The organism is Haloprofundus marisrubri, from assembly GCF_001469955.1.
Classification (GTDB): domain Archaea; phylum Halobacteriota; class Halobacteria; order Halobacteriales; family Haloferacaceae; genus Haloprofundus; species Haloprofundus marisrubri.
Window position 1 is genome coordinate 217817 of sequence record NZ_LOPU01000016.1, and the last position, 20612, is coordinate 238428.

20 protein-coding genes and 2 tRNA genes are annotated in these 20612 nt (G+C 62.4%); 12 read left to right on the forward strand and 10 right to left on the reverse strand.

Features of this window, described 5'->3' with window-relative positions:
• Positions 1-7: 7 nt before the first annotated feature.
• Entirely contained in the window at positions 8-1453 is a 1446-nt protein-coding gene (locus tag AUR64_RS04125; RefSeq protein ID WP_058580675.1) for an MATE family efflux transporter, read from the reverse strand.
• A 296-nt stretch (positions 1454-1749) separates the two neighbouring features.
• Positions 1750-2286, reverse strand: coding sequence for a GNAT family N-acetyltransferase (locus tag AUR64_RS04130; protein ID WP_205628370.1), 537 nt, complete (start codon positions 2284-2286; stop codon positions 1750-1752).
• 233 nt (positions 2287-2519) lie between these two features.
• Between AUR64_RS04130 and AUR64_RS19930 the strand changes: the two genes are divergently transcribed.
• Positions 2520-4196 carry an ATP-binding protein gene (locus AUR64_RS19930; protein ID WP_058580677.1) on the forward strand — a complete coding sequence of 559 codons (1677 nt, stop codon included), beginning with the start codon at positions 2520-2522 and terminating at the stop codon, positions 4194-4196.
• Between the two features lie 193 nt (positions 4197-4389).
• Here the strand turns inward: AUR64_RS19930 and AUR64_RS04140 are convergent.
• Together AUR64_RS04140 and AUR64_RS04145 are read right to left on the reverse strand one after the other, a co-directional pair.
• Positions 4390-4463 (reverse strand) — tRNA-Phe (locus tag AUR64_RS04140).
• Positions 4464-4563: 100 nt separating this feature from the next.
• Complete coding sequence (locus AUR64_RS04145; protein WP_058580678.1) at positions 4564-5130, reverse strand: hypothetical protein; 567 nt, start codon at positions 5128-5130, stop codon at positions 4564-4566.
• Between the two features lie 282 nt (positions 5131-5412).
• Here AUR64_RS04145 and AUR64_RS04150 point away from each other — a divergent pair, with 282 nt between their 5' ends.
• The 5 genes from AUR64_RS04150 to AUR64_RS04170 all read left to right on the forward strand — a co-directional run bounded on the left by AUR64_RS04150 (position 5413) and on the right by AUR64_RS04170 (position 10277).
• Positions 5413-6423: a HEAT repeat domain-containing protein gene (locus AUR64_RS04150; RefSeq protein ID WP_058580679.1), complete on the forward strand. Its 1011-nt coding sequence runs from the start codon at positions 5413-5415 to the stop codon at positions 6421-6423.
• Positions 6424-6577: 154 nt separating this feature from the next.
• A complete protein-coding gene (locus AUR64_RS04155; protein WP_058580680.1) occupies positions 6578-7852 on the forward strand; it encodes an ABC transporter substrate-binding protein in 1275 nt (424 codons plus the stop codon).
• 272 nt (positions 7853-8124) lie between these two features.
• Positions 8125-8928, forward strand: a complete 804-nt coding sequence (locus tag AUR64_RS04160) for a class I SAM-dependent methyltransferase (protein ID WP_058580681.1) — start codon at positions 8125-8127, stop codon at positions 8926-8928.
• A gap of 12 nt (positions 8929-8940) precedes the next feature.
• Complete coding sequence (locus AUR64_RS04165) at positions 8941-9906, forward strand: DUF7551 domain-containing protein (protein ID WP_058580682.1); 966 nt, start codon at positions 8941-8943, stop codon at positions 9904-9906.
• On the forward strand, positions 9903-10277 hold the full coding sequence (locus AUR64_RS04170) for a metal-dependent transcriptional regulator (protein WP_058580683.1): 375 nt from the start codon (positions 9903-9905) through the stop codon (positions 10275-10277). Before AUR64_RS04165 ends, AUR64_RS04170 begins: the two co-directional genes overlap by 4 nt.
• A gap of 127 nt (positions 10278-10404) precedes the next feature.
• On the opposite strand, the gene AUR64_RS04175 is transcribed toward AUR64_RS04170, so the two are convergent.
• Both AUR64_RS04175 and AUR64_RS04180 read right to left on the reverse strand, forming a co-directional pair.
• Positions 10405-10731: a NifU family protein gene (locus AUR64_RS04175; protein ID WP_058580684.1), complete on the reverse strand. Its 327-nt coding sequence runs from the start codon at positions 10729-10731 to the stop codon at positions 10405-10407.
• Between the two features lie 470 nt (positions 10732-11201).
• Positions 11202-11275, reverse strand: a tRNA-Val gene (locus AUR64_RS04180).
• A gap of 92 nt (positions 11276-11367) precedes the next feature.
• Between AUR64_RS04180 and AUR64_RS04185 the strand changes: the two genes are divergently transcribed.
• Together AUR64_RS04185 and AUR64_RS04190 are read left to right on the forward strand one after the other, a co-directional pair.
• Positions 11368-11916 carry a DUF192 domain-containing protein gene (locus tag AUR64_RS04185; RefSeq protein WP_058580856.1) on the forward strand — a complete coding sequence of 183 codons (549 nt, stop codon included), beginning with the start codon at positions 11368-11370 and terminating at the stop codon, positions 11914-11916.
• Between the two features lie 34 nt (positions 11917-11950).
• Entirely contained in the window at positions 11951-13894 is a 1944-nt protein-coding gene (locus tag AUR64_RS04190; protein ID WP_058580685.1) for an ABC transporter ATP-binding protein, read from the forward strand.
• 83 nt (positions 13895-13977) lie between these two features.
• On the opposite strand, the gene AUR64_RS04195 is transcribed toward AUR64_RS04190, so the two are convergent.
• Positions 13978-14301 (reverse strand): DUF5789 family protein, encoded by a 324-nt coding sequence (locus AUR64_RS04195; RefSeq protein WP_058580686.1) that lies wholly within the window; start codon positions 14299-14301, stop codon positions 13978-13980.
• Positions 14302-14491: 190 nt separating this feature from the next.
• On the opposite strand from AUR64_RS04195, the gene AUR64_RS04200 reads away from it, so the two are divergent.
• A complete protein-coding gene (locus tag AUR64_RS04200) occupies positions 14492-15232 on the forward strand; it encodes a creatininase family protein (RefSeq protein WP_058580687.1) in 741 nt (246 codons plus the stop codon).
• Positions 15233-15240: 8 nt separating this feature from the next.
• On the opposite strand, the gene AUR64_RS04205 is transcribed toward AUR64_RS04200, so the two are convergent.
• Positions 15241-15741: a DUF5790 family protein gene (locus tag AUR64_RS04205; protein ID WP_058580688.1), complete on the reverse strand. Its 501-nt coding sequence runs from the start codon at positions 15739-15741 to the stop codon at positions 15241-15243.
• A gap of 213 nt (positions 15742-15954) precedes the next feature.
• Complete coding sequence (locus AUR64_RS04215; protein WP_058580690.1) at positions 15955-16296, reverse strand: dihydroneopterin aldolase family protein; 342 nt, start codon at positions 16294-16296, stop codon at positions 15955-15957.
• Between the two features lie 137 nt (positions 16297-16433).
• Here AUR64_RS04215 and azf point away from each other — a divergent pair, with 137 nt between their 5' ends.
• Positions 16434-17195 (forward strand): NAD-dependent glucose-6-phosphate dehydrogenase Azf, encoded by a 762-nt coding sequence (gene azf, locus AUR64_RS04220; protein WP_058580691.1) that lies wholly within the window; start codon positions 16434-16436, stop codon positions 17193-17195.
• Positions 17196-17324: 129 nt separating this feature from the next.
• On the forward strand, positions 17325-18245 hold the full coding sequence (locus AUR64_RS04225) for a hypothetical protein (protein WP_058580692.1): 921 nt from the start codon (positions 17325-17327) through the stop codon (positions 18243-18245).
• 54 nt (positions 18246-18299) lie between these two features.
• On the opposite strand, the gene AUR64_RS04230 is transcribed toward AUR64_RS04225, so the two are convergent.
• A complete protein-coding gene (locus AUR64_RS04230; RefSeq protein WP_058580693.1) occupies positions 18300-18920 on the reverse strand; it encodes a DUF309 domain-containing protein in 621 nt (206 codons plus the stop codon).
• A 355-nt stretch (positions 18921-19275) separates the two neighbouring features.
• Here AUR64_RS04230 and AUR64_RS04235 point away from each other — a divergent pair, with 355 nt between their 5' ends.
• Positions 19276-20565, forward strand: coding sequence for a hypothetical protein (locus AUR64_RS04235; RefSeq protein WP_058580694.1), 1290 nt, complete (start codon positions 19276-19278; stop codon positions 20563-20565).
• The last annotated feature ends 47 nt before the right edge of the window (positions 20566-20612 follow it).

Below are 20612 nucleotides of genomic sequence, written 5' to 3' on the forward strand. Positions count from 1 at the left end.
CGGAAGCTCAGTCGTCTGCGACTGCCGACCCCGGACGGAACTTCCGACTGACGAGTTTCCACTTGCCGGTGGAGAAGCGGTAGTAGTTGAGCGCCGCCGGCACCGTCGTCTCCGCGACGAACGAGAGATACAGCCCCCAGTAGGCGAGTTCGGTCGTCGCACCGAGATAGGCGACCGGAATCGAGAACGCGAACATTCCGAGCGCTTGGCTGAGGAACGGCCACGTCGTGTCGCCGCTGGCGTCGAGCGGACCCGCCGAAGCCCCGCTGACGCCCTGTGCGATGACCGCGAAACAGGAGACGTAGACGAGCGTCACCGCGGTAGAGAACGACGGGTCGGCGCGCGACCCGACGAACCCGAGGACGATGGGTTCGGCGAACACCGCGACCACCGCCGCCGCGACGACGTACGTGGCGACCGAGAACAGCACGATTTCTCGGCCGTACGCCTCGGCGGTCCGCTCGTTTCCGGAGCCGAGTTCCTGCCCGACGAGACTGCTCGACGCGAGGCCGAAGCCCCACCCGGGTGTGTTCATGATGCCCCAGATGCGGCGACTGATGACGTAGGCGGCCAGCACCGGCGCGCCGAACATGCCGACGATTGCGAGCATCGGGAAGTTGGCGACGGTCCACACCATGCTCCGGCCGACGACCGGGAGGCCGATTTCGACTATCTGTCGCATCGTCGGCCAGTCGACGTAGCTCCCGGTGAGGTCGACGGTGACGGGCAGTTCACCCGCGCCCGGAAGTCGCCCGGTGACGACGCCGACGGTGAACGCGACGGTCACGAGAACGTTCGCCAAGAGCGTGCCGTACGCCGCGCCCGCGACGCCCAAATCGAAGCCGAAGATGAACAGCGCGCTGAAGACGATGTTCGATATCGCGCCGCCGGCGCGGACGAGCATAGGGGTCCACGCGTCGTCGACGCCGATGTAGATGCGACTGCCGATGAGGTTGACGCCTGCAAAGGGGACCGCAAAGCCGACGATTTGGAGGTAAACCGCGCCGAACGTGATGGCTTCGGCCTCGTTGTTGATGAGACCGACGAGTTCCGTCGGGAGGAAGACGAACGCGAGCATCACCGGAATCGTCGCGGCGACGACGACGAGAAGACTGGAGCGAACGGCTTGGCCGAGTTCGTCGAACGCGTTCGCACCGTATCGCTGTGAGACCAACGCGATGGTTCCGGCGGCGAATCCGCCACCGAGCGCGAACGCGATACCCCAGTAGGCGCTCGCCAGACCGACGCCGGCGATGGCGGCGGGGCCGATAGCGATACCGACCATCGCCACGTCGACGGCGTTTTTCGACATTCGGGCGACGCCGGTGACGATGCGCGGCCAGGAGAGGTCGGTGGTTCGACGGACTCGCTCGGGGGCGACGAGACCGATTCTCGCCAGTGCGAGTCCGATGAGTAAGATTACACCTCGAATAGGATTTGGAAAGCGGGACACTCGTTACTGTAGTATTTCGAACCGAAACCATAGGTCTTTCTTCATCGGAACGCCGTGCGAATAGATGTCTCGCTACCATGCCTCACACCGGCGTAGTCCGAGGCTCGGAGCCTCGACGCACCCGGCACCTGCAACCCGAAGCACGATACCGCTCGGTGTGGCACACTCTCGTGATGTTCAGAGCTATCCGCTCGCTGTTGCGAACGATAATCAACTTCATTATCGCCGTCATCACGTTCCCACTCCGACTGCTTCGGTCGTTGCTGTAACCCGAGCTATCGAAGGGAACGGCCCGACTACTCCGTGAGCGACCGTTTCATGAAACCCCAGTCGTCACGAATCTCGGCTGGGGCGTGTGACTCATCGTACGCGGGCGTGAACTCGAACCCGAGTTCACCGTACAACGAGCGTGCGCTCTCGTGGTACGGCGCGACGCCCAGTCGGAGCGTCTCGAAGCCGTCGGCTCTCGCCGCCGCAAGCAACGACTCCACGAGTTCACGCCCGATACCCCGTCCTCGATACGACGGTCTCACGTAGAGTCGCTTGACCTCCGCCGTCGTCTCGTCGAGTCGCTTCAGTTGAATCGACCCGGCCGGTTTCTCCTCGGTTCGCTTCTCGCGGTGGAGTGCCAGAAACAACGGTTTCTCAATCGTCGCCGACGCGAGTCGTTCGAGGTCGGCGGCGACTATCTCCTCGGGAGATGCACCGAACTCCTCGTCGTCGAACCAGGCCCGTCCCTGTTCGTTTGCTTCGACGAAGTAGTCGACGAGCAACGCACGGAGTTCGTCCTCGTACCCGTCGAGGTCCGTTCGGACCACTGCTGTCGTCTTCACGTCAGTTGTCTGTCGGTCGAGTCGAAAAGAACCCACTGGTCGCTGAAACGGTGTCCCGTCGGACACCGACGAACGTCTCATCTATCTCCGTTCTGTACTCTCCGTTCGGTCGTAACGAACGTATTTGCCGCCAGCAGGTGAGTATACCCCGACTGTGCCGTCGCTGCGCCCTCACTGCATCGTCGGTTCGGCGTCGTGGCGTCGTCGTTGCGCCAGTCACGAGTGGGTATCCAATGAGTGGTCACGAACCAGACACCGAAAACAGCACGAACGAACAGGCGTTAGAGGTCCTTAGAGCCGGGCTGAGGGGCCTCCACGACCAGCTAGAAGAGCAAGCCGTCCACAACGTGGCGCAGGTCGCGTACTCGACTGACGGACGGACGTTCGAGTACGAAGCGCCGCTCTCGTTTCCCTTTCCGGTCGGCAGCTACGTTCTCCTACAGAGCGCTGACGGCCAAGAGTATCTGGGTCAGATAACGACGAAAGAGACCGTCAAACAGCAGGGTGCGGAAGTCGACTTTTCGATAGACGAACGGCAGGCCGACTTGTTCCCGGAGGGACTGAGTATCACCGGCATCAGAGACCGTCTGCGTGTACTGGCGCTCGAAGGGTCCGGCGTTCTTCTCGGGACCGTGAGCGCCGACAGCATCTCCCCAACCACGAGCAGCGATACCTTCCGAAAGGCCACCGTCGCTCGGGTCGATGCTGCTGTCGTCAGTCGCTATCTGTCCGGCTCCAGTGAGCGTGCGAAACTACCGGTCGGACGGGCGCTGTACGTGGACGGTGAGGCGACTGTCAGCCTCGACGCAGGCGGGTTTGCCCGACACACGTTTCTCTGTGGTCAGTCCGGTTCGGGGAAGACGTTCTCGCTCGGTATCGTCCTCGAACAACTGTTGCTCGAAACGGACCTCCGGATACTCGTTATTGACCCCAACTCCGACTTCGTCAATCTGAACCAAGTTCGCCCCCACGAGGAGGTCAACCAGTTCCGGTCTGCTCCGCTCTCCGAAGACGCGTACGACGCACTGAAAGAGCGCTATCAGGATGCGACCGCCTCGCTACAGGTCTGTCGACCGGCGTCGATGGCCACCGACGGTGACGACGTGCTGCGGGTTCGCTTCGGCGACCTCAGTCGACGCGAACAGGCGACGGTTCTCGGCCTCGACCCGCTCGAAGACCGCGAGGAGTTCAACGCCTTCTGGAACACGATAGACGATATCGGTCGACAGGACTACTCGTGGGACGACGTGCGAGACGCCGTCTCTCACGACTACTCGGCGGAGGCCCGCCAGCTTGGTATGCGCATCGAGAATCTGGGCCTCGCCGAGTGGGAGGTGTGGTGTTCGCGGGGTGAGACGTCGCTCGTCGACACGATTGCGCACTCCGACTGGCGGTGTCTCGTCCTCGACATCGGAACGTCCGGGTCGCCGTCGGAGAAGATGGTCATCACCAACGCCGTCCTCACCCGCCTCTGGGAGGAGCGTAACCAGCGTCGCCCGACGCTCGTCGTCGTCGACGAAGCTCACAACGTCTGTCCACGGAACCCGGCCGACGATTTGCAGTCGATTTCGACCGAAGCGGTGGCTCGTATCGCGGCCGAGGGCCGTAAGTACGGACTGTACCTACTGCTGTCGACGCAACAACCCGGCAAGATTCAGGCGAACACTCTGTCGCAGTGTGCGAACCTGCTGCTGATGCGGATGAACTCCACCCCGGACTTGACGCAGTTGGGGGATATCTTCTCACACGTCCCCACCAGCCTGCTCGAAGAGGCGAGCAAGTTCGGACTCGGCGAAACGGTGATTGGGGGACGTCTCGTCGGGAATCCGACGTTCGCCAAGTTCGAGGGTCGGCTGTCGGTCGAAGGTGGTGGCGACGTCTCGAAGGCGTGGGCGACACCCCACGAGTGAGTCCCGATTTCGACGAGACGCCTCGCTGTGAAGTCGGAATCAGAAGAATGCCGCCTCCCGGATTTGAACCGAGTCGAGACGGACCGCTCGCTTCGCTCGCGGTTGCGACTCGCCGGGTTCAGAATCCGCTCGCAGAGCAGTTTCACCGCTCACCGCCGCAGTCGCTCCGCTCTTTCGTCGGTTCGCAGGAAAATGCCGCCTCCCGGATTTGAACCGGGGACAGCTCGATCTTCAGTCGAGTGCTCTCCCAGTCTGAGCTAAGGCGGCGCACTCTGATGGATGCGGATGGTAGCAAAAAGGATTTCGGAACACGGCGACGGGATTCGACGGACAGTCAAGGAGACACGACCCGCGAGGCGACGTTCGCTTACGCGACTTTCCGCCGTTCTTCGAAGCTGAACGTCCCGCTCGCGGTCGTCACCGTCGTCTTGACGGTGATGTAGCCGTCGTTCTGCTTTATCTTGTAGGCGTCCATGTAGCCGAGTTCGACGCGAATCGTCTCCTGTTGGCTCGCCGCGGCGTCGACGGAGCCCACTTCGACGTTGCCGTCCCACACTTCGTCGTCGTCCGCGAAGATGTGAACCTCCACGTCGATGTCGTCGATGGACTCGTTGCCGGTGTTTCTGACCTCTGCGGTCACGTCCCGACACGTCGTTCCGCACTCCTCGATTTCTCCGACCGAGAACCGAAGGGGTTGGTCGTACGCGTCCTGTACGGCTTCGTCGCCCCCGTCGCCTCCGTCCGACGCTGCGCTCGTATCGTCGCTTCCGCCGTCGGTTTTCACGTCGGGAGATGCGTCGTCGCCGACCTTATCGGTTATGCCATCCACGCCGGCCAAGTCCGCCGGTGTGAACCCGAGCGCCAGTGCGCCGCCGACGCCGGCGACGACGACGAGTGCGAGTACGCCGACGCCTGCGAGTGCAGTTCGGAGCATTAGATATTCACCACTAGTAGATAGTCAGCATCAGCTACTTGTATATATTTGTTACTGAATATATGAGAAAATACGTCGAATCAGTCACGAACTGAGGCGCCGAATTCGGCGAAAAATACCGTCAGAGGCCGTCCTTTCCGACACCAAAGTTGGAAATCTGATACATCTCTCCCCGATTTCGTTCGCTCACCGACGGCGAGCGCTCTCGTGGTCACGTTCGGCCGGTCTCCGAGCAGGGCGGTGATTTTTCACCGTGGTTTGCGATTGCTCGCTCGTCGAACGATGGACGATTCGTCTGCTCCGCCGACCGACCGCGTCGTAACACTTCTCGAACGGACCGAGTCAGCGGAGGCTGTCGCGTGTCTCGAACGGTTTCGCACTGCATCGGCCGAGACGCGAAAACGCGTCGTGAACTCGGTTCGACAGCTCACCGACGAATCACCGGCGTCGACGGAGCCGATTCTCCCGGTATTGGCGTCGTTTCTCGTCGACGAAAACAGGTCCGTCCGACTCACCACCGCGAAACTGTTCGTCGCCATCGCGGAAGCCGCCCCGAGCCTTCTCGTTCCGAACATCCCGTCGCTTGCGAGCCGATTGGCCGACGACGACGAGTTCTACTACGTTCGCGCTCGCGCAGCGGAGGCGCTCGGCTACATCGCACTCGAACATCCGACCGCTGTCGCGTCGCCGGAGACACTCGCGGACCTGCGAGTCGGTCTCTCGTTCGACGAACCCGAGGTGAAAGAGAAGTTGGCGAAAGCGCTCGAACTCGTTGCACTCGGCAATCCGAAACGACTCAGACATCAGGTGTCGAATCTCGCCTCACATCTCGACGACGAGCGCGTTCTCGTCCGATATCATCTGTGTACTGCTCTCGTCGTCGTCGGGTGCGAGTATCCAGCGGCACTCGCCGATGGAAAGCCCGAACTGGCGGACCGACTGTCCGACGAAAACGTCTACGTTCGCGGACGGGCGGCAGAAGCGCTCGGAGTTCTTTCGCGGGGGACTTCTGAAGCAACGTCCCTCCCGGAGGTGGCGCTCTCGGCGTTGCGGGACGACGACGAGTCGTTCGTCGCTGACCGCGCTCGGTTCGCACTCGGCACGCGAGACGGCGAGACGGATTCGAAGGCGTCGCCCGATAGCATCGGAACCGTCGAGGCAGTCAACGGAACGACCGACGAGTTCGTCGAGCGTATTGTTTCTCCCGGCGGCGACGACGAGTGTCGAAACTGCGGACTCTCGTTCTCCGAGAGTCGTCCCCCGATGTGCCCTCGCTGTGGCGTGCCCTGCTGAGCCTTATTTTAGGCCAGCCGAAAATCCGGAACGGTTATTAGGAATTAGGCAAGCCTAAAACCACTGGGCTGGCGCAACCTCCTCGGAGACTCGCATAGTTTAGGCTGGCCTAAAAACCGAAGCTGTTAAATTGTTTTAGGTGAGCCTAAATCACATGTCGAACGACGCGGACGAGAGCAGAACAGCAACACGACGGGAGTATTTGCAGTACGGCGTCGTCGCCGGTGCGGGCCTGCTGGCCGGGTGTGCCGGTGACAGTCAGTCGAACGCCGCGAACGAGTCGGCGTCGGGAGAGACGCCGACCGAATCCACCGCGACTCAGACCGAGACGGACTCGACCACGACCGAAGCGGCGGACGAATCTACCGAGACTCCCGCTTCGAGAGAGTCTTGGACCGTCGAAATGAAACCGCGGACGGAGATCACCTTCGAGCAGATTCCCGAGTCGGCCGTCGTCTACCGAGCGGATTACGCCGACATGATGATTGCACTCGGACAAGGTGACGCACTCGTCGGGATGCAGGACACCCAGAGCTTGCCGATGGAGATGCTCGACGAGCTTCCAGATGTTTCGGTGGCCCCCGACGGGATTACTCCTCTCCGTGAGGGTGGCGAGTACGACAAGGAGGTGTTCTACGAAATCGGTGCCGACCTTCATCTCATCGACCCGAACAACGCGAAGAACTACTTCGGGTTCGACGAAGCCGACATCACCGAACTGGGTACGAACGTGGCTCCGTGGCTCGGAAGCTTCATCCGCAGACCACAGGACTCTATCGGTCCAAACTATCCGTACTACACCCTCTACGAGGCGTTCGAGAAGGTCGCTGCTGCGTTCCGAGAGCGCGAGCGATACGAAGCACTGGCTACAGTACACGACGAACTCCTGATGTCCATCTCCGAACAGTTGCCACCGAAAGCAGAACGTCCGACGGTGGGACTTGCGTACCTCATCCCCGGCGAGGACTATGTCGGGTCCGGCGTCTTCTACCTCAACGACGCGACGCAACCCGGGATGGCGATGAAGCAGTACCACGACCTCGGCGTCGGGAACGTCTGGGAACGAGCGGACGTGAGCATGGACGGGCAGGTCAACTACGAGGCACTGCTGCAAGCAGACCCCGACGTACTCATCGCGCACAACGCGTTCGGATACACCGACTCTATCGAGGAGTTCCGGACCGGTGTCGTCGACGTAATGCGTGAGGACGAACTCGGAAGCCAGTTGACTGCCGTCCAGAACAGTCGCGTCTATCGAGGCGGAAAGAACGTGCAGGGGCCGATTATCAACCTCTTCCAAACCGAAATCGCTGCAAAACAAATCTACCCGGAGACGTTCGGTGAGTGGCGAGGGCTCGGAGAAACCCCCGAAGAAGAACGGTTGTTCGACCGCCAGCGACTCTCGGCTATCATCAACGGAGACAGCTGAACGTGACCGAAGAGACTGCTCCACGGACACGAAACCACAACCGAGAGTCCAAGCTCCCGGAGCGAACTGGACGCAGCAGTATGCGCGCCCGTCAGTGGGCTATCGCGTACAGCTTCCGTGAACCGGCAGACTACGGCGTTCCGGAGTTACCTGCGTGGACGGTGCGCCGGAGAGGCCGAAGCGGGGTCTCCTTCGCCGAAAACGAAGAGTCTGGACCGTTTATCCGCGCGGAAAACCCGGTTCGGGTGCGACGATAGCGGAGTCGAAACCAGATGACAGAACACGAAACGACGGAGACGACGGGCGGACCGCAAGGGCGACTCAAATCCGCTGCCAGCGCGCGCTGGAACGACGCGCGAAGCGCCGAGATGTGGGGGCAGTACGCCGACGGGGTGACACAGCACGACGGCCGACGAGCGTGGGAACGCGTTATCCGCGATATCGTCGGTGACGACTCCCGACGAGTCCTCGACGTGGGGACCGGTGCGGGCTTTCTCGCTGGACTGTACGCCCAACTGGGTCACGATGTCGTCGGCTGTGACTTCTCCGAACCCATGCTCGAACAGGCCCGCGAACGCGCCGAGAGAGACGGCTTCGACGCCCGGTTCACTACCGGCGACGCCGAGGCGCTCCCGTTCGACGACGCGAGTTTCGACGTCGTGACGAACCGCGTGATGATTTGGTCGCTTCCGAATCCGGGCATCGCGGTCCGCGAGTGGTACCGAGTGCTTCGACCCGGTGGACAGGTGGTGCTGTTCGGCAACCATCCCGAGGACCCGACACGGAGCCTCACTGAACGAGCGGTTCGTCGACTGTACGCCGCTTCGCTTCGCGTCCGACGGGGGAAGTCGGCGAACAGTCTCGACGACGACACCCAGCGCACGTGGTACGAGGCCAAGACCGACCTGCCGTTTCACCACGCGCCACCGTCGAAGATTCGGTCGCTGTTCGACGCCGCCGGATTCGTCGACACCCGCATCGTCGACGTCGCGGAGACGTTCGACCAATGGCGAACGCTCGGTCCGTGGCGCGAACGGGTTCCGTGGCACGTCGTCGTCGGCCGAAAACCGGAGTGAGAGAGACGAACGATGGTTGGAGCGACGCTCGCCGAAATCCGCAAACACGTCGAAGCACTGGCGAGCACCGACGGGACGTACGTCGTCCACTGTGGACGGACGGGAGAGCGACCGATTCCGACCGCTGGAAAGAGCTTCGAGAGTCGTCTGGTCGCCGAACACGCCGTCTACGCCGCCACCCAGTACCGCGCGGCACTGCGGCGATACGACCCACGACTCCCGCAGTACGACCTCACCGTCTCACAGGATATCGGGTCGTACCGGTCAGGAAGTCAGGAACCGACGGAATCGCCTCGTGAGGCGTCCCCATCTGCTGCTTGCGACACCGACTTCGGGTCGGCGACGCCGTCGGTGCACTCCCCGCTGGTCGAGTTCTGTCACCGCGTCGCAGCGGGGGTGTTCGAGACGCTCTGTGAGTCCGGCCACAGGGCTGTAGAGACGGCGGTGATGCACGTCTACTTCGACCTCGCGGAGTCGGTTCGACATCCCGACGAACTCTGTCTCTGTCTGCTCGAAAGCATCGCCGCCGAACTCACCCATCGGTTGACGCCGGCCGAGCAAGCCAGTGTCCTCGCGGAGACGGTCACACGTCTCCCGCCAATCGAAGCGGCCGACGACCCCGTTTCGGCGACGCTGGAGACGCTCGCAGCACGTGGCTTCCTCTCGACGTACAGCCAGTCACCGTCGTCGGTCGACCTCGACGCTGGAAGGCGGTCGGTGGTCGTCCGGGTTTCCGAGTACGCACTGTCTCCACGAGCGGACCACCTTCCCGTGCTTCCGTTCGTAGTCGAACTCTCCCGGCACCGACCCGAGTGGCCGCTCTCGTCGCTTCGAGTCGTCGACACCGACGACGGGTGGACACTCGTACTCGTGCAGTCGAGAGACGACGCCCCGACTGGTCTCGCCAGCGTGCCAATCGAACACTCGGAGGAGGACTACGGAGAACACAACCAGATGAGTGAGGATACGGATAGATGAGCGGTGTCGTTCAGTATCTCCTCGGCCTGTACATCGCCGAGCATCGGGAGTCGGCACCCGTCTCACCCGGTATCGTCGCCGAGATGGTCGGTCGGTCGCCGGCGACGGTTATCGAGGCGTTTCGACAGTTCGAGGCCGACGGTCTCCTCGTCTACGAACCGTACGACGGCGCGACACTGACCGACGCCGGGCGACAACGGGCCGAAGAGCTACACAGCACCTACGTGACGCTCTCGTGGTTCTTCCGGAGCGTTCTCGACCTCGACGAGTACGAAACGGAGGCGATGGAGATGGCGGGCGTCGTGAGTCCCGACGTCGCTGCGCGCCTCGCAACGACGCTTCCGTTCGAAGACGAGCGACCCAGAGAGTGAGCGAGTCCGAACAGCGGAGAGTCCGTCCGCTCGTAGTCCGTCGACTACGCTGGTCGAACGGCCGACGGATGAAAATACGAATTGGTTGGTCCCGCCCGCGTTCTGTCGATGGGTTTGTTCGATTCGATTAGAACGGCGGCGAGTAGTCTCGGTACTCGTCCATCTCCTCCATCTCTAGCGTCTTGCTGGGCATCACCGCTGCGCGCGGACCGCCCGCACGGCGGACGGTCACCTTCGAGATTTCGTCGACTTCGTCGGGGAGTCGGTGTCGAATCGCCCGCATCGTCATCGGTGCGATACCGCATCCAGAGCAGGCACCGCCGATAGCGACGGTCACTTCGCCGCTTTCCTCGTCGACTTCCTCGATTTCGAAGTAGCCGCCGTGGTCTTGGATTTGCGGGACGTTGTTGCTCAGATAGCTCCGGGTTCGCCGTTCGAGGCCTTCGGCACTCATACACGTCTATTCACGCGGGTATCTGTAATCAATTTATGGTGTTTGGTGGCCCTAAAACAAACGTATGGTTGTTTGGAAGGCCTAAAATTGGATGTATGGGATTTTCTACCCGACGACGAACGAGCTCCGGACCTATCGGAGAGAAACGGTGAGAGAAAGCGCTCGTACAGGCTGGTGCGTTCGGGCGGAGTCGAACTTCGGTCTCTCCACTCGCTCCGTTCGTCGTGATGCGTCGTCAGAAGTGGGTTCGGGCGGATTCGACCCGCGCCGACCTCGTTCGCTACGCTCACTCGTCGTCAGGTTCGACCGTCCTCTCGACACAGATTTGTGATTCACCGTACGGTTCGTCACAGAAATATGGGCTCGGGCGGATTCGAACCACTTCGTCAACCTCGCTACGCTCGGTTGCCGCAAGGTTCGACCGCCCTCCCGTCACGAAAATCCTGCTCGCTGTCGCTCGCAGATTTTAGTGGGCTCGGGCGGATTCGAACCACCGACCTCAGCCTTGTAAAGGCCGCGTCATAACCAACTAGACCACGAGCCCGCGTATCGCCACGAATCGCTCCGCTCGAATAACTGTTTCTCTCTGCGTTCGGGCCCGGAACGCTTACTCGCGTGGGGTCCGTTCACACGACTGTGCGCACGCGAGCTCTCTTCGCCGGTCTCCTCGTCATCTCACTGACGGCGGCGGGCGGCGTCTTCGCACTCGACTACGTCCGGAGTCCACCGGAACCGAGCGAGTACAACACGACGACGGTGACCGCCGTCGACGAAGCCAACGGGACCCAACTCACGGCCGTCGACGTCCGAATCGCCGACACGTTCAGCAAACGCTACACCGGGCTGAGCAACACGACGTCGCTCGACGACGGCGAGGGGATGCTGTTCATCCACGACGACGAGGACCAGTACTCGTACGTCATGCGGAACATGGACTTCCCGCTCGACATCGTCTTCGTCGACGCCAACGGCACTATCACACGGATTCACCACGCGCCGCTGGACCCACCGGGTACGTCCGAAGCACAACTGACGCGCTACACCGGCTACGGGAAGTACGTCCTCGAAGTGCCGATGGGCTACACCAACCGGACCGGCATCTCCGAGGGGGACACGCTCCTGATTCCGAACGAAACGGCCGGCGAGAACGAACCGATGAACCGGAGTATTTCGATTCGTAGGTAATGCTTTTTAAGCGCGAACACTTGTTACGAAGGTAATGGGAACGGCCGTAGACGAAGACGACCCTTTCGAGGCGCAACGGGAGCAGACGGACAACCCGATGCGCCGACTGTTCAGCAAGTACGGCCGGCAGAACACGACGCAGTTCGTCGTCGGGTTGTTCGCTTCTGTCGTCGCGCGTTTGCTCGATTTGCTCCCCCCGGTGGTGCTCGGTATTGCTATCGACGCCGTCTTCGGCGACAAGGAGTACGCACAAGCCGTCGCCGACACGATTCCTATCTCCGCGGCCGCCGTCTCGGGTGTGATTCCGGCCACACAGACCGACCAGTTCTACTTCTCGGTCGGTCTCATCGCCTTCGGCTTCTTCGGCGGCGCAGTGTTTCACTGGACGCGTAACTGGGGCTGGAACTCCTTCGCACAGAACATCCAGCACGCCATCCGCACCGACACGTACGACAAGATGCAGCGGCTGAACATGGATTTCTTCGCCGACAAGCAGACTGGCGAGATGATGTCCATCCTCTCGAACGACGTCAACCGCCTCGAACGGTTCCTCAACGACGGGATGAACTCCTTCTTCCGCCTGTCGGTGATGGTGCTCGCCATCGCCGCGATTCTCTTTTCGATGAACTGGCAACTGGCGCTCGTCGCCCTTCTCCCGGTGCCACTCATCGCGCTTTTCACGTGGAAGTTCGTCGATATCATCCAACCGAAGTACGCCGACGTTCGCTCCTCCGTCGGGACGCTCAACTCGAGACTCGAAAACAACCTCGGCGGTATTCAGGTCATCAAAACCTCGAACACCGAGAACTACGAGTCCGACCGCGTCGACGACGTGTCGATGGACTACTTCGACGCCAACTGGGACGCGATTCGCACGCGCATCAAGTTCTTCCCCGGCCTCCGCGTGCTCGCCGGTATCGGCTTCGTCGTCACGTTCATGGTCGGCGGTCTCTGGGTGGTCAACGGCCCGCCCGGTCCGCTCTCCGGGACTCTCTCGGTCGGCCAGTTCGTTACGTTCATCGTTCTCACCCAGCGGTTCATCTGGCCGATGGCGCAGTTCGGCCAAATCATCAACATGTACCAGCGCGCCCGCGCCTCCTCGGCGCGTATCTTCGGCCTGATGGACGAACCCTCGCGCATCGCCGAGGACCCCAACGCCGAGGAACTCGTCGTCTCCGAGGGCCACGTCGAGTACGACGACGTCACCTTCGGCTACGACGAGGACGAGACCATCGTCGAAGACGTCGACTTCGTCGTCGAAGGCGGCGAGACGCTCGCACTCGTCGGTCCGACCGGGGCGGGCAAATCGACCATCCTGAAACTCCTGCTTCGGATGTACGACGTCGACCAAGGGAAGATAGAGGTGGACGGACAGGACCTCCGCGACGTGACGATTCCGAGCCTCCGACAGGCCATCGGCTACGTCAGTCAGGAGACGTTCATGTTCTACGGGACCGTCCGCGACAACATCGCCTACGGCGCGTTCGACGCGACGGACGAGGAAATCGTCGAGGCTGCGAAAGCCGCCGAGGCGCACAAGTTCATCCAGAACCTCAAAAACGGCTACGACACCGAAATCGGCGAGCGCGGGGTGAAACTCTCGGGCGGCCAGCGCCAGCGACTCTCCATTGCCCGTGCTATCCTGAAAGACCCCGAAATCCTGATTCTCGACGAGGCAACCTCCGACGTCGACACCGAGACGGAGATGCTCATCCAGCGGAGTCTCGACCGCCTCACCGAGAACCGGACGACGTTCTCTATCGCCCACCGGCTTTCGACCATCAAGGACGCCGACCAAATCGTCGTTCTCGAAGGCGGGAAAATCAAAGAACGCGGCACGCACGCCGAACTGCTCTCGAACGACGACCTGTACGCGCATCTCTGGGGTGTGCAGGCCGGTGAGATAGACGAACTCCCCGAGGAGTTCATCGAACGCGCGTCCCGTCGGCAGGCGCGAACCGAAGCCCAAGACGACTGACGGTCGGCGTTCGATACGGGTTCGCTTTTTTCTCGGTCGCTATCGGTCGGTCCGACCCGTCGTCGGTCGACCGTGACGACCGTTCAGAACGATTCTTGGTCTTCTGCGTCTTCGTCGGCCCCGCGGTCGCTGTAGCCCTGACGGCCGACCGCCTCCGACCCGACCATGTTGAGCACCGCCTGCTTGACTTCGCCTGCGTCTTCGAACTCCTCGCCGGCGTCTTCTTGATACGGTTCCATGATTTCACCGAACGTCGTCGTCCCGTTGGGGAGTTCGAGTTCGTGGTCGCCGTACTCGTCGACGAGTTCCTCCGTTGTCGCCGGGTAGTCGTACGATTCGAGTTCCCCCTCCAACTCACCGAACTCGACACCCAACTCTCGGCTGTCGTCGGCTTCGTCGTTACTCATGCGAGTTTGTGGTCAACGCCGCGGCAAAAACCGATTCGCATCGTTCAGTTTTCGTGAACAAATCGCCTGACACGACGGTGGTCGTGGGGGGTCGACACAACGACGCCGACGTCGACAGCGGTCACGGAAGTCGACACAGTGAGGTCAAGCAGACCCCGGACTACAAGCCCTCTCGGCGTGTGCGGCCGATATGCATCTCACCGACGCCACGTGGACCGACGTCCGGGACTTCGACACCGACCTCGCGCTCTTGCCTGTTGGCAGCACCGAACAGCACGGCCCTCACGCCCCACTCGGCACCGACTTTCTGGCCGCCGAAGCCGTCGCCGAGGCGGGTGCGGAAGCGTCGGACCACGACGTCGCCGTAGCCCCCACGATTCCCGTCGGTGTCGCGGAGGAACACCGACAGTTCCCGGGGACGCTGTGGGTCTCCGAGGAGACGTTCCGGTCGTACGTCCGCGAGACGGTGGGGAGCCTCGCGTCCCACGGCTTCGACCGTATCGTCGTCGTCAACGGTCACGGCGGGAACGTGGACGCACTCCGGGAGGTCTGTGGGACGATTGTTCGCCACGACGACGCCTACGCCGTTCCGTTCACGTGGTTCGAGGCCGTCGGCGAGCACGCGACACGGATGGGTCACGGCGGTCCATTGGAGACATCGCTACTCAGACACGTCGCGCCGGAGAGGGTCCGCGAAGACCGAATGAAAGAGGCCACAGAAGGGGCGGCCGAGCGCTGGGGCGAGTGGGTCGCAAGCGTCAACTTGGCGTACGACTCCGCGGAGTTCGCAGAGAACGGTGTCGTCGGCGACCCGAGCGACGGTGACGCGGCACTGGGCGAAGAGTTACTCGACGCTGCGGCGGCGGCGCTGGCGCGAGTGCTAGACGCAGTCGACGAACGGGACGTGTCGCGTCCTGAGCGACGAACGTAGCTGTCGAGTTACTCCTCGTCTTCTTCGTCCTCGTCGTCCTCGTCGTCGGCCGCCGTCTCGTCTTCGCCTTCGTCGTCGTCTTCGTCGTCGTCTTCTGGCTCATCCTCCGCATCTGCCGCTTCTTGGGCTTCGTCGAGCGCGCCACGGAGTTGTGGAATCGTGCTGGCGAGTTCCCCGACGTTCTCGTGGGCCCCGGTAATCTGTTCGAGCAGTTCCTCGACGTCCTCGATGGCCGCTGCGAGGTCCTCTGCGTCCTCGAAGGCGTCGGCGCGTTCGCCGATGGTGTACCACTTCTTCGCCTGTCGGAGGTGGTCTTCGGCGTCGCCGGTGTCGAGCGCCGAACGCAGGCCGTTGAGCACGCCGAGTACGTTGTCGGCTTCGGTCTCCCAGATGTCGTCGCCTTCGGGGAGCGTCTCACGTGCGGCGTCGAGGTGTTTCTCGACGTCTTCGCGCATCTCCGCGGCCGCCTCGCCGAACAGGTCGTCGTCGCCCAGTTGCGATTGGCTCATACCCGGCTTTTCGACCCGACCCATTTTAAACGCACGCCCGAAAGTGAAAGTGAAATCCGGCGACTGTCGCGGTCTCGTGGCGAAATTTCGTGTCGTCTCGGTAGTCGCCGCGAAACGACTGCAACGACCGTGCGGCGATGGACGGCGACGGTGGACGACGGCGACGGTGGACGACGGCGACGGTGGACGACGGCGACGGTGGACGACGACGAGTTACTCTCCGACGCCGACGAGTTTCATCAACGGATAGCCGTCTTCCATCTCCATGCGCGTGCGGACGAGACAGCCCTCGTATCGAATCTCCATCTTGACCTCCATGAGCGACCCCGTCAGTTCGGTGTAGCCGTTCTCGTGGTCGATGGCGGCGTCGACGCGGTCGTCGAGAATCCGCACCGCGACCGCCTCGCAGTGCGGTTGGTTCTCGATGGCTTCTGCCATCGCGGTTTCGAGACTCCGGGCGCTATCGACGCTGACGGGCGTCCCCGCGAACTGGTGGTACAGCGACCCGAACTTGATTCCCGCCTCGAAACACGCCTGCTGTGCGTCGGTGACCATGCGCAGTCGACTCCGTCGGCCGGTTAATGTCTGTCGGGCGACGATGCCCCGCCGTGTCGGGCGGCCGGGGCGTCGGTCGACCGCCTCGAGAACGGAACCGTGCGTTACTTAGCCTCCGTATATCCATCTACACTCGAATGGACGACCCGGTTTTACTGACGGGCGCGGGTGGGCGCGTCGGGCAAGCCATTCTCGGTGGTATCGGCACGGACCACGACTGGCGACTGCTCGACCGTGAACCGCTGGCAGAGAAGAAACTTCCCCCAGGAACGACCCAAGACGACGTATACATCGCCGACGTTACCGACCGCGACGCGCTCTCCGATGCCGTCTCCGGCGTCGGCACTATCATCCACCTCGCGGGTGACCCCCGTCCGGAAGCGCCGTGGGGCAGCGTCCTCCGGAACAACATCGACGGGACGCAGGCGCTGTTCGAGGCGGCCGTCGAAGCCGACGTCGACAAAGTCGCGTTCGCCTCCTCGAACCACGCGGTGAGCGCCTTCGAGACCGACCGCCGGACGCCCGACATCTACCGCCCCGAAAGCGAGTTCCTGCTCGATGGGTCGGAACTGCCCCGACCGGGCAACCTCTACGGGGTGAGCAAAGCCGCCGGCGAGACGCTCGGCCGCTACTACCACGACCAGAGCGATCTCTCTGTTGTCTGCGTCCGCATCGGCAACCTGACGCGCGACCATCCGCCTATCGACTACGAACGCGGGCAGGCGATGTGGCTCTCCTACCGAGACTGCGCGCATCTGTTCGACTGTTGTATCCGCGCCGACTACGGCTACGAAATCGTCTACGGCATCAGCGACAACGACCGCAAGTACTACTCCATAGAGCGCACCCGCGAAGTGCTCGGCTACGACCCCGAAGACAACTCCGCCGAGTTCGAGTGACCCCAACGCTCGTCACCACGAACTACGTTTGAGCGTCCGCTCGTTGTCTTCTCTCTGCCTCGAATCCGACGGCATCCTCACACGCCAACAGGTCTGGAGTCTCAATAGCCAAGCCGTCGTATCCCCCGTATGAACGACACCAAACTCACCGACTTCGACCGTTCCATCTTAGCGCGGTTACGCGGGAGAAGGCTAACCATCACAGAGCTAATCGGCCGTCTGAGCGCAGGAACCGATAGGGAAACGGTTTCGAGACGACTCGCGCTGCTGGCGGACAACGACCTCGTTCGGGAACTGGACGACGGTGGCGGCAGTGACGACGGTGACGATAGTGGCGGCAACAGCGACGACGTCGACGACGAGAACGCCCGATACGCACTCACCGAGAGCGGGCGACGAGTGCTTCAGTCGCCCAACACGGCGGCCGCCGACGAGGCTGTCGACCTGCCGCCGAACGTTCGGGAGGCACTCTCGCAAGCCTCGGTCGGTGTCGACTGTACCGAGACGCTGAAACACGCGTTTACGTTCCTCCGCGAGTGGGGCGAGGTGACGATTCCGGAACTGAAGGCGGGCGTCTTCCCAGAGACGACCACTGGTTACCGCGACGCCGACGAGTGGTGGGACGACTGCGCCCGCGACGTGTTCGCCGAGTTGCCCCGCGTCGACCCCGGAAACGAATCCGACCCGTTCTGGCGATACGTCGGCGACTCGGCCGCCGACGGAACGGCCGAAGACGAACCCCGACGTGACGGGCGGGCGGTGTTACGGAGTCGAGACGACGGTCCCCAGTACGCGAACCTTACGCACGTACTCGTGAGTCGGAAGGTAACGAGAGAAGAGCGAGTCGCAGCGGCAGCGGCATTTGACGCCCTCCGCCGACGAGGCGAAGCGACGACCGACGAACTTCGCGCTGCTGCATCCTCCGGGACTACTCGCGGCCGTCCGAGCGAGACGTGGATTCGAGACGACTTGTTCGGCCTGCTGGTGGATGTTCCCTCTGTCGAACGTCTCGACGCCGACCGGTGGCGACTGAGAACCGACGAGTCGTAGTCGGGCGTTACCGGTCGTTTCGGTCGCTCGCTGCCTCGGTCAGTCCACTTCTACTCACTCGAACAGTCCTTCGACGTCCCGGCGTTTCTGGGTGCGGCGTTCGAGATGGTCGCAGAGACGTTGGTAGACCACTGGCCGTTCGGCGTCGCTTCCCGTCGCAAAATCCATCACGAGCGCGATATACCGCGTCCTGTGGCCATCTTCGAGTTCCTCTCGGGCGGCGCCGACACCAGCGTCGAGACGGTTCTCGTCGAATCGGTCGTCGTGTTCGGCACGGACACGTGCGACGACGGCCGCCGCCTCGAAATCGAGGTCCGCAAGTTCGAGTCCCTTTCCGTCGTACGTGAGTCGAATCGGTCGCCGTCGCTCGATACGTTCGGGGTCGGCGGCGAGTCGTGCGAGTTCCGCTCGGACGCGTTCGACGTTCACGCTCCGGTAGTCGTCCGGAAGACCACCGAGATACTCGCCGGCACTCGTGGCGAGTCGCTGCGCGCCGCTCCAGTTCCGACGACGGGCGTGGTGGACGACGGCGGTGAACTGGATGAGGCCGTGGAGCAACTGCTCGTCGTCGGTTCCGTCGGCGGCGTCCAGCCACCGTCGCTCCCACGCGTCGTGGGCGTCGTGGTACTCGCCGGCGTTGTAGATGGCGACGCCCGCCCGGAGCGCGTTCTCCATGCTGCATACGTCCGCTCGCTCGGACAAAACACTGACGTGAGACCGTTGCTCTCGGCGTTCGGAATCCGCGATTTCGGCTTTTCGAACGAGGCGCGTTCCGAGCTTTCCGCTCGAATATCTCGCCATCCGACCTGTCTTCTCCCTTCATGGTACTTTGTGCCAAACAATCAGCCACAAAGTCAGGTATCTGACGGATACTGTCGGTGACGGTTGATATTCTGCCTTCGGTGGTGTTTATATTTCGTGAATATACCCTCGTTGCTATCACTATTCTTGTAGCGACACTTTTGGATTCACGAAGGGAACCGGACAACTATATGGTAGATGTCAGTAGCGTTCGACGGAGTCACACTCTGTGCAAAATTCTGACATATACACGGAATCTCGAAACGATGACGACCGAACGCAGACTGCTGAGGAGACGCGTTCGACCGGTCGCCGGCCCTTCCTCCGCGGTGTCGGCGCAACTATCGCGGCGGCGGGCGGTCTTGGAACGGCCGGCGCTGCGGCCGCGGACCCCTCGACCTCTCTCAAAGCTGTCGGTGACGGTTTCTACTCGTTCAGAACCTCCGGCGAGATAGTCGACGGCGGACGGGCGAACACCGACAAGGAGGACGTAATCGACGGACAGTCCGCCAACGGTGAGGTCGCCAACAACGGCACCGACTCGTACTACTTCGCGGGCGAACTCACCGCGCTCGACGCCGACGACGGCGTCACCGTCACGGTCGACGGTGACGAGGTCGACCCCTCCGAGTTCGACTCGACGGACGCCGGCGAAGGCCGCGGCGACACACCCGACGAGGAGGAACAAGCCGAAGAAGCGGACGACGAGGAAGAAGTCGGCGGCAACGAGTACGAGACTATCGTCGTCGACGCAGGTGAGACGCACGACGAGAGAGTCTGGGGCGGCGAAACACTCGAAAACGTTCTCTACGACATCACTGCCGACGGTGCAGCACTCAACATAGATGCCAGCGGGACCGACTGGGCTATCCGGAACATCGGTATCAGAGGCGAGTACGAGGACCCGTCCATGGACAACCTCTTCACGTTCGAGGTCACTGACGACGACGCGACTGGCCTCGTCGAGAACGTCTACGCCGCCGAAGGCAGCTACGAGACGGACTTCGCGTTCGTCCGCAAGGCCCACGAAGGCGAACTGACGATTCGGAACGTCTACTTAGAAGGCTGGCAGGAAGGCATCTACGGGAGTGCGCCCGGCATCGCCGACGGTGGCGGCGACGGCCCGGTGTACATCGAAAACTGTTACGCGAAGAACAACGGCGTCGCTAACTACCGCCTCGGCAGCGACGGGTCGTACGTTCGAGACTCCGTCGCCCACGTCGACGAGCGAACCTCGTACTCGGGGTACTCCCGCGGTGTCTGGGTCCGAAACGGCGGTGACGTCGAAGCGTCCGGAATGGACATCCTCCTCGAATACAGCGACGCCGGGTGGGGCGTCGCCGAGAACGACAACATCGAAACTGGTGGCGTCATCGACCTGTTCGACTCACACGTTGATTCTCCTGGCGGGCGCGGAAGAATCGACGGGACAGTCGAGACGAGCGACGTCGGCGACGACCCCGACGTGAGCGTCCCCGACGCGGTTCCCGAGAGCGCCGAGGACGCGGCGAGTCGGTAAACGTCGCTCTCACGGGCGTCGGACGGCGAATCGAGTGCGCCGTTTCG